The organism is Pseudomonas sp. FW305-28, assembly GCF_017351395.1.
In the GTDB taxonomy this organism is placed as follows: Bacteria; Pseudomonadota; Gammaproteobacteria; order Pseudomonadales; family Pseudomonadaceae; genus Aquipseudomonas; species Aquipseudomonas fluorescens_AA.
In genome coordinates, this window is sequence record NZ_JACNDD010000174.1 from 1 (window position 1) to 13119 (window position 13119).

General features: G+C 60.8%; 10 protein-coding genes. 1 reads left to right on the top strand and 9 read right to left on the bottom strand.

What is annotated here, in order from left to right; translation table 11 throughout:
• Window positions 1-71: 71 nt before the first annotated feature.
• The 8 genes from J4E53_RS26860 to J4E53_RS26895 all read right to left on the bottom strand — a co-directional run bounded on the left by J4E53_RS26860 (window position 72) and on the right by J4E53_RS26895 (window position 11419).
• Window positions 72-1208, bottom strand: a complete 1137-nt coding sequence (locus J4E53_RS26860; protein ID WP_060740775.1) for a mannuronate-specific alginate lyase — start codon at window positions 1206-1208, stop codon at window positions 72-74.
• Window positions 1209-1219: 11 nt separating this feature from the next.
• Window positions 1220-2671: an alginate O-acetyltransferase gene (locus J4E53_RS26865; protein WP_060740776.1), complete on the bottom strand. Its 1452-nt coding sequence runs from the start codon at window positions 2669-2671 to the stop codon at window positions 1220-1222.
• A gap of 11 nt (window positions 2672-2682) precedes the next feature.
• Entirely contained in the window at window positions 2683-4272 is a 1590-nt protein-coding gene (algG, locus tag J4E53_RS26870; RefSeq protein ID WP_060740777.1) for a mannuronan 5-epimerase AlgG, read from the bottom strand.
• A gap of 26 nt (window positions 4273-4298) precedes the next feature.
• On the bottom strand, window positions 4299-5789 hold the full coding sequence (locus J4E53_RS26875; protein WP_060743137.1) for an alginate export family protein: 1491 nt from the start codon (window positions 5787-5789) through the stop codon (window positions 4299-4301).
• A gap of 5 nt (window positions 5790-5794) precedes the next feature.
• Window positions 5795-7306, bottom strand: coding sequence for an alginate biosynthesis TPR repeat lipoprotein AlgK (algK, locus tag J4E53_RS26880; protein ID WP_103310896.1), 1512 nt, complete (start codon window positions 7304-7306; stop codon window positions 5795-5797).
• Between the two features lie 9 nt (window positions 7307-7315).
• Complete coding sequence (locus tag J4E53_RS26885) at window positions 7316-8485, bottom strand: alginate biosynthesis protein Alg44 (protein ID WP_103310897.1); 1170 nt, start codon at window positions 8483-8485, stop codon at window positions 7316-7318.
• 35 nt (window positions 8486-8520) lie between these two features.
• A complete protein-coding gene (gene alg8 / locus J4E53_RS26890) occupies window positions 8521-10002 on the bottom strand; it encodes a mannuronan synthase (RefSeq protein ID WP_371919231.1) in 1482 nt (493 codons plus the stop codon).
• 100 nt (window positions 10003-10102) lie between these two features.
• Entirely contained in the window at window positions 10103-11419 is a 1317-nt protein-coding gene (locus J4E53_RS26895) for a nucleotide sugar dehydrogenase (RefSeq protein ID WP_053124910.1), read from the bottom strand.
• A 472-nt stretch (window positions 11420-11891) separates the two neighbouring features.
• On the opposite strand from J4E53_RS26895, the gene J4E53_RS26900 reads away from it, so the two are divergent.
• Window positions 11892-12245 carry a hypothetical protein gene (locus J4E53_RS26900; RefSeq protein WP_146042675.1) on the top strand — a complete coding sequence of 118 codons (354 nt, stop codon included), beginning with the start codon at window positions 11892-11894 and terminating at the stop codon, window positions 12243-12245.
• On the opposite strand, the gene yaaA is transcribed toward J4E53_RS26900, so the two are convergent.
• Window positions 12230-13009, bottom strand: coding sequence for a peroxide stress protein YaaA (gene yaaA / locus J4E53_RS26905; protein ID WP_103310899.1), 780 nt, complete (start codon window positions 13007-13009; stop codon window positions 12230-12232). The genes J4E53_RS26900 and yaaA overlap by 16 nt on opposite strands.
• Window positions 13010-13119 lie beyond the last annotated feature (110 nt).

A 13119-nucleotide genomic window follows, 5' to 3' on the forward strand; every position in this document is an offset into this window, starting at 1 on the left:
GGCGACTGACATACCGTCATCGCGAGCAAGCTCGCTCCCACAGGATTCCCCGCCAGGCAGGGAGGGTGGGCTCAGCTTCCTTTTTCGCCTTTCTCCCGCGACGGGTCATACACCCGGGTCAAGTCCCCGCCGAGGCGGAAGGTCTTGAACGGTTGCATTTCATGCTTGCGCTCCAACACATCCTCGGAGCAGGTGTAGAGGCTGCAGAACGGTTCGAGCCAGGCGAATTTCGAATCGACCTTCAGGTCTTTCATGTCCTGCTCTTCGCCGTTCTTCTCTTCGAAGATGTCCGGGTCTTTCACCCCCGCCAGCACCCGGTCACCCAGTCGCTTGAGGGCGCCGTTGTTTTCCTGGCGCAGGTCCACACCGTTGACCTGGGCGAAGCTGGCGATCATCGCCAACGGCGGCAGGGCATAGTTGTGGTAGGACAGGGCCCGTTGCTTGCGCTTGAGTTCGTTGGGCAGGAAACCGTCGGCATCGACCTGGTTGACGCCGACCTTGTATTCCTTGACAGCCCAGTCGAACAGGTCGCGACGGTTGGTTGCCACGGAGGTGGCCATCACCGACCAGGCGGCCCAGTAGGAATGGTTGTTGGTCTTGTCCAACGGCAGGTTGTCCCAGTCGCTGACCACCTGATCGGCCATCCGGCTGAACCAGCCTTCGATCAGTTGCGCCTGCTCCGGGTGGTTGGCCAGTGGGCGCGACTCGGAGAACTTCAGGCGCACATAGGCCGAAGCCATGCTGCCCAGCGCCCATTTGCGCATGGACTTGCCGGTGTGGTTGAAGTCCTTGGACATCAGCGCATCGGCCTGGGCCCAGGCGGTCAGCCAGTTCAGCGTGCATTCCAACTGCTCGGGGCGGCCGTCACGCATGAACTGCATGACTTGTTTGCTGACGCCACGCTCGATCTTGGTGATGTCGGCGGTGCTGTCGCGGAAGGCTTTTTCCGATTGCACGTTCAACGTCGCGCGGGCCTTGTCGGAGCCCTCGTACTTGCTGCGAAATTGCAGGGAACCGGTATAGGGCGTCGGCGTGGCGTCGCAACCTTTGGCCGCTTCGCCGGCCTTGACCTTTTCGATCGGTGCGAAGTAACCCTGTGGCGGGCGCAGCGGGGCCGCGGCCTGCGTGGCCCCGGCGAACAGTGCCAGGGTCAGCAGGGAGGGCGCCAGCAGCGTTTTCAACGTTCGGGTGCGCGTGGTACTGGTCATGAGACGAGACCTCATTGTCCGATTTGAGCCGTTTGTTGCCCGGCTTGCGGAGATGCGTTGCGTTTGCAGATTTTCGCTTCGATTTGCAGTGGCTCTTTACCGGCTTCAGGGCCCTGGACTTCAACGGCTAGCAGGTTCTGCGAAGCCCAGTCCTCGTCGGTGCGCAATTGGAAGGCGAAACGTCCGTCGGTGTCGGAGGTATCCGGTTTTTCGATCTTGATATCCTCGTGGCGCCCATTCATGTACCAGAGGGTGGCTTGCAAGGTTTTCACCGAGGTGTCGGCGAAGCGGATGTCGACCTGGTGGCTGCTGTTACGCAGATCCATGTTCTTGGTATTGACCATCAATTCGTTCTTGCCTGGCTTGAGCGCGGTCTTGCTGCTCATGAGGGCCGGCTTGCCTTCGCAACCGTTGTTGTCCAGCAGCGCCATCATCTGGCGGTAGATGGTTTCCTGGTCCAGGCGATACAGCGGCGAGAACTCCCAGATGAGGATTTTCGGCGGGCTCTTCTGGAACTCTTCGCTGCCCAGGTACTGGATCATCGCGCCTTCCAGACCACCGCCAGGGAAGGCGACGTTGAGGATGTCGGCGCCGATGGCTTCTTCCAGGAAACCGGCAAAGTTGTAGTTCTTGCCGCTGTGACTGGTGCCCACGAGAGTGATCTGCGGGTTGCCGGAATCGCTGAACAGGTCGCCGTCGCCAGCCTCGCCCTTGGGTTCGGTGGTGAACTGGTCCATGTACTGGATCGCATAGCTGGTGCCGCACAGCTGCCCGGCCATGTTGTGCAGGGTGCCGGTCTTGCCCATGCGGCCGGACTTCTTGGTCTCGAACTCACGCTTGGGAATGTCGGCGAAGGCCGGGATCTGCTTGACCTTCTCGGCGACGATCTTGGCCGTGCGCTGGGCGCCATACGGCGTCCAGTGCTGGTCGCCACGGAAATAGAAATCGTGGGCCGGCAGCGTATCGGGCAGGTTTTCGTTGGTCAGCGGCGACAGGTCCGGCACCACATAACCCATCTGGGCGAAGCGGCCGAGCATGGATTTGTAGTTGGTCAGGGCTTTCTCGTAGTCGAAGGCGGCCTTTTCCTGTGGGTTGAGCTTGTTGCGGTTCACCAGGCCCCGGGTCGGCTGGTAGACGATCACCAGCTCGACGCCTTTTGCCTTGAACGCATCGTGCAACTGTTGCATGCGCTTGTAGCCGGCGGGGGTGGTGTTGAACTCGGTGCGCAGGTCTTCCTGGGTCCGGAACAGCCAGTCGCCCTGGGCCTGCACCAGCGTGGTGAAGTTCTGCTGGTAGCGCGTGGTGTAGTTCTTCGCGTCATGGGCCGCCGGGCACAGGTTGCAGCATGGTTCGGCGGTGAAGCTCGGTGCCTTGATTTCATCGGCGCGCGCGCCGCTTGCAGCGGCGAGAATGCCGGCAGCCAGGGCGGACAGGCCCAAAAGTTTGATCATCTGTGGGTTCATAAAGGTCATCCTCAGTCCCGCAATTCGGTCTGGCGTTCGACAGGGTCGATCAGCACGGCTTTCTGCTGGCGCACCAACAGGTCGAGGATTTCATCCTGGCGTTCGCCAAGGATCCCCGTGAAGCTGATGCCGCTGGATTTGGTCGGCGCGAGCATGGACACGCGGTACAGCTCGACGCTCAACGGCGAGTCGATGGACAGCGGGCCACTGCCGTTGGCAGCCAGTTCGCCGCCGACCACGATCAGCGAGACTTCGGCGTCGAACGGGTCGAGCTTGATGTCACGGTCGGTGTCGGACAGGTCCTTGATGTGACCGTAGATACCGGTCAGGCCGTTGGCCATGGACACGTTTTCGTAGAGGCGGATGTTCACGCTGTTACGAATCCGGATGCCGTGGCGGCGGTTGCTGATCACCTTGTTGCCCCACAACAGGTTGTCAGCACTCTCATAGAGCGTGATGCCGTCGGTGTGGTTCTTGTAGATCTCGTTGTAGGCGATCAGGTTGTTCACGCTGTTACGGTCGATCACCAGGCCCGAGAGTTTGTTGTCGTAGCTGCGGTTGTTGAAAATGAAGCTGTCGTTGACCTCACGGGAAACAATGATCCCGTGCTTTTTCTTGGTCCCGTAGACGGTGTTGTCGGCGATGATCAGCCGATGGGAACGGTCATGGGGGTCGATGCCGTAGACGATGTTGTCTTTGTAAGTGTTGCCCTTGACCACGAAGTCGCGGGTTTCGTAGCAGTAGAAGCCGTACCACATGTCCGAGAACTCGGAACCGATGATCCAGCCGGTCGGTTCCGGACGCTTGAGGACCTTGGCCATGTTCGGCGTGTACTGGGAAATACTCACCCCGTACGACTTACTGTTGGCGTAGCCGAAACTCGCCATCTTGGTGTTGACGATGTAGGTCTCGGTGCCACCCCAGGCCAGCAGGAACGGACGGAATTCCTTGGGCGAGCGGAACGTGGCGGGGCCGTTGTCCTTTTCACGCCAGCCGGTGACCTTGGTGTCGCGGATGAACATATGGCCATCGTTGACCAGGAACGAGCCGCCCTCTTGTGACAGGCGCAGTTCCTGGGTCTGTTTGTCGATTTCCAGGATGCCTTTCTGGCCGACCACGATCGGAATCTTCGCCAGGTAGACACCTGGCGAAGTTTCGATGATGTACTTGGGCGCCTTCTTGGCCAGGTCCTTGAGGTTCATGTAGCCATCGTCGAGGAAGATGGCCTGTGGGATACCGTGCTGACGCACCACCCACTCGGCCATCTTGTTGTCGCCGCCGATGAAGTCCTTCAAGGCGTTTTCCTGCATCATCCGGCGCACGCTGACCTTGCCGGGCTTGGTGCGGACGATTTTTGCCGCGACCGCTTCGGCGGTGTAGCCGGAGAGGTCGGGCAGGGTTGGCTTGGCCAGTTCCAGTGGTGCGGTCGGTGCACTGTTGACGGTGTAGGTCTTGGCCCGTTGCAGTTCCTTGACCACGTTGCCCGGTTTGACCACCGGTTCAACGTTGGCGAACGCCGGCGAGCCGGCCAGCAGCATCGCTGCGACCAACAGGCTGATCGAACCTTTCATCGCCTGGCTGTTCCTGAGGTAGCGGTTCATATCGGGCACTCCCATGGCCATTCGCATCAGAAGCGCCAGATCACGTCGACAAAGGCGCGATGCATGTACGAATCGACCTCTTTGCCGTAGGCGTCGCCTGGCTTGAACACGCCGCCACGAAAGCGCACCAGCGCCGACGGCTCATCAATGGACTGACTCAGCGCGGCCGGTAGCAGGCCTTGCTTGAAGTACTTGGTAACGACCAGGTCGACTTCCTGGCCCAGGTCCTTGTCGCCATCACGCAGCGGCAGGGTCGAGGTGGACAGGATCGCGCCGGTCACGTCATCGGTGTTGTTTTCCACGGCGTTGATGCCGTTGCTGCCCACCGGCTTGTTACCGTCCACGCGCCAGAACTTGTGGTACACCAGGCTGGCGTCGTATTCGTCACGCAACTGCCAGGAACCGAACAGGCTGGCGCTCTGGGTGTTGGCCATTTCGCCCCGGAACGCTTCGCCGAAACGGTGGACCCGCGAGCGGGTGCCGGTGAAGTTCGAGCGGTTGCTTTGCAGGCCGTTCTGTTCGTAGTCCTCGCTGGCGCGGGCATAGGCCGCACCGACTTGCCATTGCGGGTCGAGGCGCAGGCGGATACCCAAGTCGGTCGCCCAGCCATCCACATCGTCGCTGTGCTTGGCTTCTGTCGGGCGCGTGCCGTCGGCGTTGAGCGGGTTGACGGTGTCGCGGTCGCCGGTCATGCCGGTGATGCTGGCCCAGTAGTTGACGGTGTTGGTGTTGCGCCAGTTGTAGGCGTCGCTGTTGGCTTCCAGGCCGAGCCAGGTCAAGTCGCCGTTCTGGGTCTTGTCCAGGGTGTCGGTGGCTTCGCCCGGGGTCGGGTAGTCGAGGCTGCCATTGTCATGGGAGTGGTGGGCGCGGATACCGGCCCACTGGCCTGGCATCCACTGGTAGCCCACGTCGCCATAGACGTGCAGGCGGTCCTTGTCCTTGGGGGACAGTTCCTTGAGGTCGGTGCGGTATTCGCTGAAGCGTTCGGCCACGCCGAGGTTGGCCCGCAGCAAGGTGGTGTCGAAGGTCCAGTTCAGGGCTTCGATGTTGGTGTCGCGCCATTGGCCGTCGTCATTGCGCAGGCGTTGGCGACCGAACTTCAACTGCTCGCCCGGGTAGGGGGTCAGGCCGCGGTAGCCGATCCAGAACTCGCGCATGGCCAGGTAGCTTTTCTTGGCTTCGCGATCGCCGCTGTCGGTTTGCTGGGTGCTGCCATCGGACTGCTGCAGGGTGTCGGTCTCGATGATGTCGGAGGACGTCACGGCCTGGGCCATGGCGTAGGCACTCCAGGCACCGCTTTCGCTTTCACCGTAGACCCAGGGACGCAGGTCCAGGCCGACACCGTTGACGTCGCCACCGCTCTGGGTGCCGAGGTCACGGTCGTCTTCGGACTGGCCGGTGATCTTCACTTCCAGGCCGAAATTCTTGGTGTCGGTCAGGGCCGCCAGGGTCGGGCAGGACCACAGCAGGGCACACGTCAGGCCAATTCCGGCCTGCACGAAAGGATTGAGCTTCAAAGGCTTCATAGAGGTTCCTCGCCGTCATCTTCTTTTAGGGCTTGCAGTTCCAGCGTATCGGGGCTCATGGCGCCGCGAATGGCCTGCTCTTGTTTTAGCAGGCGCTGGGCTTGTGCAAGTTGTTCCGGCGGTAATTGTGCTTCGAGGGTTTGGGCAAGCTCGGTGGCTTGCGGGGTGTTCTGCACCTTGGCCAACTGGCTGAACACATAAGCGTTGACCGGGTTGGGCTTGGTGCCCTTGCCCTGGGAGAACAGCTGGGCAATGGCGAAGTCGGCACTGTTCTGGCCGTTGCGGGCGGCCTTGAGCAGGTGGTCCAAGGCTTTTTGCGAGTACACCTGGCCCAGGTAACCGCGGCGATAGATCTGGCCGAGGTAGTAATCGGCGGCCACTTCGCGGCCAACGGCTTTCTGGAAATGCGCCTCGGCGGCCTTGGCATCGGCCGGGACCCACTTGCCTTCGTAGTACAGCTTGCCCAGCAACAGCTCGGCGCGAGGCTGGTCGGCGGCGCGGCCGTTTTCCAGGTATTGCATCATCTTGTCGACGTCACCCAGTTCCGGGAAGTCGTAGAGCAGTTGCGCCAGGCTGACCCAGGCTGCGGGGTAGCCAGGGGCGATGCCTTCGAGCAACGACTGGGCGGTCTTTTCGTCAGTCTTGCCCAGGCTGGCATCGGCCAGGACACGGGCGACGCTGTCCACGCGCTGGGCAGATACGACGCCACGGGCGTGACCGTCCTGCATCTGCTTGAGCAATGCGGCCTGCTGTTCCGGCTGGCCGCGTTTCTGATAGACCGTGGCCAGTTCGACGTAGCAGATGTCCGTGGTCGCCAGCGCGGCCTTGCAGACCTTCTCGACTTCATCCAGGTGCTGGTCGTAGGTGCCCTGGGTGCGGTAGAGCAGAATCTGCGCCAGGCCCGCTTCCGGGTAGCCGGCGCTGCGCCATTGGCTGATCTGCTGCTGGGCGTTGACGTTCGGGAAGCTGTGGGGATATTGCAGGTACAGCATCGCCAGCGGGATCAGGGTGTTACCTTCGCCGTTGGCGAAGGCTTTCTTCAACAGGCCTTCGGCTTCGTGTTTTTCCGCTTCGGTAGAACCGGGCTTGGCCACCAGCAGGCGACCCAGGCGAGCCTGGGCCCGTGGCGAGATATCGGCCGCGGCGCGGTAAGTCGCCTCGGCTTTTTTCATCTGCTCGGGGTCGCGGCTGTCCACCTGGATGTCGGCCAGGCCCACCTGGGCCTCGCTGTAGCCCAGGTCGGCCAGTTGCTGGTAGTTCTGCTGTGCCAGCGCCGTGTCGCCGCGCTTGAGCGCTTCGTTGGCCAGGCGCTGGTCGGGCAGGCCGGCACAGCCGCTGAGACTGACTGCCAGCGCCAGAGCACACAACGCATATCCTGTGTGGGAACGAGCCTGCTCGCGATGCAGGCCGCTCGGTGTACCAGACAGACCGCGTCGATCCCATCGCGAGCAAGCTCGCTCCCACAGGGAATGCGGTGCATTGTTGTTTTGTGGAGTGGTCACGGGCATATCCTCGACTTAAATACCGACGGCCATGGCTTTGTCGATCAGCCAGTTCAGGTTCGGGCCACGGTCGCTGGTGACTTCGACCGGACGGCCGGCCAGCGCGCTGTCCAGGGGTTCGTCAGGTTGGATCAGCACACGGATATCGGAGGACAGGTCGGCACTTTTCAGGCTGGTGCTGCTGACGATCTTGCCGGTACGGGTGGTGTCTTCGCCGGCGACCTGGAAGCTGACCGGGGTGCCTGGGCGCACGTCGCTGAACTGGCGATAGGAGAAGCGCGCTTCGACGTTGGCTTCGGTGCCTCGTGGGACCAGTTGGAAGATCACGTCGCCCTTGCTGGCGTACTGACCGTTGGCGACCAGTTGCTGGGCCACGATGCAGTCGCACGGGGAGGTCAGGGTGCCGGTCATTTGCTTGCCAAACAGCTCCTCGACCTTGGCCGGTTGCAACTGGTTGTCGTCCAGGTGACCCTTGAGCACGTCGAGCATGCTGGTGCTGAAGGTCGCCAGCGGGGCGCCCTTGGCGGCCACACCGTCAGCCTTGACCAGGCTCTGCACGGTGCCGTCGCGCGGCATGGTGATGGCCATGCCCGGTACGTTCACCAGGCCGGCCTGGGCGTGGCTGACGAAGTACATGCCGTACACCGACTTGAAGATGAAACCGAACGCCGCGAGGCCAACGACGAAGACCCCCAGGCTGAAGGTCACGGCGCGCAGGCGACCCATGGCACTCATGCCACCGTTTTCGTCTTTCTGCTTGCGGGCCTTGGTGAAGTTGTCGCGCTGCAGGGTCGCCAGCACGTCACCGACACCGACGATGTCGCCGGCCAGGTGCGAGGTGATGATGTGACGCAGTGTCGAGATGTCCCGCGGCTCCAGGTTCTGGAACTGGCAACCGGTGCGGCCGGTCTGGCGGTCGTAGGAACGGATCTGCAACTCCACGTCCATGGCCAGGCCAAGGTTGTCGATCACGAACTGCAGGCGAGCCTTGTAGGTCTCGCCAACCTTGAGCGGCAGTTGGCCGGCGTTGAAGCACAGCCCACCGGCGGACAGGTCCAGGACCTTGACTTCCATGGGCGTGCGGTCGGGGCCGAAGAAGCGCAGCTTGGCCGGGATTTTGACCCGGGCATGTTGGCGCTGGGCTTCGGATTCATGCACTACGTTGACATTCACGGCGGTGTTCATAGGGGCGATTTCCTAGTTAATTCATTCAAGTCCGGTCAGACCATCGTCAGCAGCACGGCGACAAAAATGCTGCCGGCGGAGAAGGTCATGGTCCGAGACGACCAAGTGTTGAACCAACGTTGAAAGCTGGCGAGATCACGGGTCAGTGAGGTGGGCTGGCGGGTCCAGGACTGCTGGTCAAGGCGGAAGAACACGTAGATCTTCACCAGGGCCCCGACGATCTGGTTGTAATAGAGAATCGCCGGGTAGGCAGGGCCGATCTTGTGTCCGGAGCACGACAGCAACAGGGTCAACAGCAACCGGGTGATGCCGATCCACAGCAGGTACACCAGGATGAACGCGGTGCCGTACTTGAAGCTGGCGATCAGTGCCACGGTCAGGCCCAGCAGCGAGGTCCACATCGACACGCGCTGGTCGAACAGCACCACCGAGGTGAACAGGCCCAGACGGCGCATGCCCAGGCCCAGTGCCCGGGAGTTCTGCCGCAGGTTGTTGCCGTACCAGCGGAACATCAGCTTGCGGCTGGCCTTGATGAAGCTCTTCTCCGGCGGATGCTCGACGGTGTTGATCGCCGCATCGGGCACGTAGAACGTGTCGTAGCCCAGGCGCATCAGGCTGAACCAGCTCGACTTGTCGTCGCCGGTCAGGAACTTGAAGCGGCCCAGGCGCCAGTGTTGCAGCGAGTCGCTTTCCACGTCGGCGATGAAGTCCGGGTTGGTGACCACGGTGGCGCGGAACACCGACATGCGCCCGGTCATGGTCAGCACGCGCTTGGACAAGGCCATGGAGCACATGTTGATGTGGCGTTGGGCGAAGCGCAGTTTGTGCCACTCGCTCATGATGTAGCCGCCGCGCACTTCGCAGAACTCGTTGGTGGTCAGGCCGCCGACGTTGCCGAACAACTGGAACCACGGCACGGTCTTGCGCACGACGCCTTCGGCGAGCACGGTGTCGCCATCGATCACGGCGACCACGGCGCGGTCGTCCGGCAGGTGGCGGGAGATGGCGCGGAAGCCGTAGGCCAGGCCGTCACGCTTGCCGGTGCCAGGGATACGCACGAAGTCCAGCTTGACCCGCGCAGGCGGGTTCATGCGGGCCCAGAGGCTCTTGACCAGCAATTCGTCGGACATTTCCACGATGGAGCAGACCACAGTGGTGGGCAGCCCGCAGTCGATGGCCTCGCGGATCACCGAGCCATACACCTGTGCAGTGGTCAGCGCGTCGATCCGGAAGCTGGTGACCATCAGGTACACGTGGGACGGATCCGCCGCCTTGCCCAGCTTGCGGACCTTGCGGCGCAGGTGTGGGTAGACGATGTACAGGAAGATCATGCCGCGCACGAAATGCGTCGCTCCCATGGAGTAACGCCAGATGCCCACGGCACCGATCAGGAAGATGAAGTCCTTGGATTCGGAGTCGAACGTGGACGTGGGCAGCGCCATGGCGATGCCCATCAATAAACTCAAGTAAAACAGCCAACCGGCGGCCTGAAGCAGGCCGTGCTTTAGCCTGTGCATAATCTGCATCCGTCTCTATCTCGGGCGGGCCTTGTGGGCGGCCCGATGGGTTAAGGCAGGCGAAAGGCCGGCCGAGGCATGCCCCGGCCGGCAAACAGACTTACCAGCAGATGCCTTCGGTCCGGCCACTCGGGTTGGTGGCCTTGGACATGAAGCCGACCAGGTCGATGACCTGCTTGCCTTCCGGTACGTTTTCGGTCAGCGCGCGGAACTTCTCGTCGCGGTTACCCAGGATGATGATGTCGGAGCTGTCGATCACCGAGTCGAAGTCGGCGTTGAGCAAGGACGAGACGTGAGGAATCTTCGACTCGATGTAATCCTTGTTCGCACCGTGGACGCGGGCGTATTCGACGTTGCTGTCGTAGATCTTCAGGTCGAAACCCTTGCCGATCAGCATTTCCGCCAATTCCACCAGCGGGCTTTCACGCAGGTCGTCGGTGCCGGCCTTGAAGCTCAGGCCCAACAGGGCGACTTTGCGCTTGTCGTGGCTGGAAACGATGTCGAAGGCGTTCTGCACCTGGGACTCGTTGCTGCGCATCAGCGAGTTGAGCAGCGGCGCTTCCACGTCCAGGGCGCCGGCGCGGTAGGTCAGGGCGCGAACGTCCTTGGGCAGGCAGGAGCCGCCGAAGGCGAAGCCTGGGCGCATGTAGTACTGGGACAGGTTCAGGGTCTTGTCCTGGCAGACCACGTCCATCACTTCACGACCATCGACGCCGACGGCCTTGGCGATGTTGCCGATCTCGTTGGCGAAGGTCACCTTGGTGGCGTGCCACACGTTGCAGGTGTACTTGATCATCTCGGCGACGGCGATGTCCTTGCGGATGATCGGCGCATCGAGCTCTTCGTACAGCGACTGCAGGACGTCACCGGAGGCGGTGTCGAACTCACCGATAACGGTCATTGGCGGCTGGTCGTAGTCTTTGATCGCGGTGCTTTCACGCAGGAACTCAGGGTTGACCGCGACACCGAAATCGACGCCGGCTTTCTTGCCGGAGCAGTCTTCCAGGATCGGGATGACAACGTTTGCCACGGTGCCTGGCAATACGGTGCTGCGCACTACGATAGTGTGGCGGGTGGTCTTGTCACGCAGGACAAAACCGATCTCGCGGCACACCGCTTCGATGTAGTTCAGTTCCAGGTCGCCGTTCTTTTTGCTCGGTGTACCGACGCAAATCATCGACAAGTCAGTATCGCGAATGGCTTCGGCGAAGTTGGTCGTGCCGCGCAGTCGGCCAGTTTGAATGCCTTGCGCCAACAGCTCGCCAAGACCCGGTTCAACGATTGGCGATTTGCCGGCGTTGATCATGTCGATTTTGTCTTTGGCGACATCCACGCCAACTACATCATGGCCCCGTGCAGACAGGCAACCGGCACATACTGCACCGACGTAACCCAAACCAAATATGCTAATGCGCATCGCATTTACCTCTGTTTTCACGCCATTAAATGGCCGGAGTTAATAGTGTTCAGCGGTCATCGAGCACTCGGAAGTGTGGAATGCAGGCGCCACAGTGCCGTGTGCAGGCATACAAAGTTCCGAGTGTCTAAATAAGTGCACTCAAGTTGTGCGCAAAGCGGCCTAGTTGTTATGACCTGCCCTGTTATGCAGCCAGTCCCTGTAAATCAAGAACGCTCGTGCAAAAAGTCTCTCACCTCTGATCCCTGGCAAAAGCCCACAAAATCAGAAGCTTGTGTGCTCGGGTGAGCACGTTATAGGGGCGCAGCCTTGGCCTTGTAGGGGATAGTAATGGTGCGTTATCTCCTGTCCTTTATAAGATGGATCCAAATAGGCGACCGTTTCGCTAAATTGCCATGACAACTTGGTTACTTGGATCGACGGCCTATGTAAGTCATCTCTTACACGCTCCGTGAGAATCGTTACGGGTGGTATGAGCCGTGCAATTTCACATAGTTCCGATCCGCTCATCGCGATTTTCGTAATTTTTCGAAATATTATCGAAGATGGCACTGCCCTCAATATGATGGCACTTGCCGTTTCATCCTTTGTTAATGGGGAGTTAGGTGGGGTAGATAGTTTTGTGCCACTACGGATAAAAAATTTTGGTGCCACTACGCAAAAAACTGACGAGTGTCGAGTGAAAGAAAAGTTAGCGGGGGAGTGGGGCGATTTATTGACGTCACGAAACTGGCGAAACAGGCGGGGAACTAAGATGACCGATCGGGGCTTGATCGAAGTCCCCGATCAGGGACGATATAAGGTTATGCCTTATTCGGGAGCGTGATCGCGCAAGAACACGAGTTTGTCCTGGCTCGATTGTTGTGCGTTGAAGCGATAGCCCTGAACATCGAATTGGCTGAGTGCCGCAGGGTCGTTGATGCGTTCTTCAATGACGAAACGACTCATCAGGCCCCGGGCCTTTTTGGCGTAGAAGCTGATGATCTTGTACTGGCCATTTTTCAAGTCGCGGAATTCGGTATCGATGACGCGCGCTTTCAGTGCGCTGCGCTTGACCGCCGAGAAGTATTCATTGGACGCCAGGTTCAGCAGTACGTCGTCGCCCTGGTCGGCGAGGGCTTCGTTCAGCCATTCGCTGATGTGCGTGCCCCAGAAGGCGTACAGGTCCTTGCCGCGGGCATTGGCCAGCTTCGTGCCCATTTCCAGGCGATAGGGTTGCATCAGGTCCAGTGGGCGCAGCAGGCCATAGAGGCCGGAGAGCATGCGCAAATGTTGCTGGGCATAGTCGAAGTCGGCTTCGCCAAAGCTTTGCGCATCGAGGCCGGTGTACACGTCACCCTTGAAGGCCAGCAGCGCCTGCTTGGCGTTGGCCGGGGTGAACGCCGGCGTCCAGCTGCCGAATCGCGCGGCATTGAGGCCGCCGATCTTGTCGGAGACATGCATCAGCTCGCTGATCTGTGCCGGCGAGAGTTCGCGCAGCTGTTCGATCAGCTCCTGGGAGTGATCCAGGTACTGCGGCTGGGTAAAGCGCGCGGTGGCCGGCGGTGTTTCGTAATCGAGGGTCTTGGCGGGGGAAATCACCATCAGCATGCAATCGTCTCCTTGAAGGTTCGGCGATTCTAGGGGGTTGTCCGGGTGGACTCCAGCTATCGAGGCAATAGGTGATGGATGGGCGAGCATTGATGGGTTTTGTGGCGAGG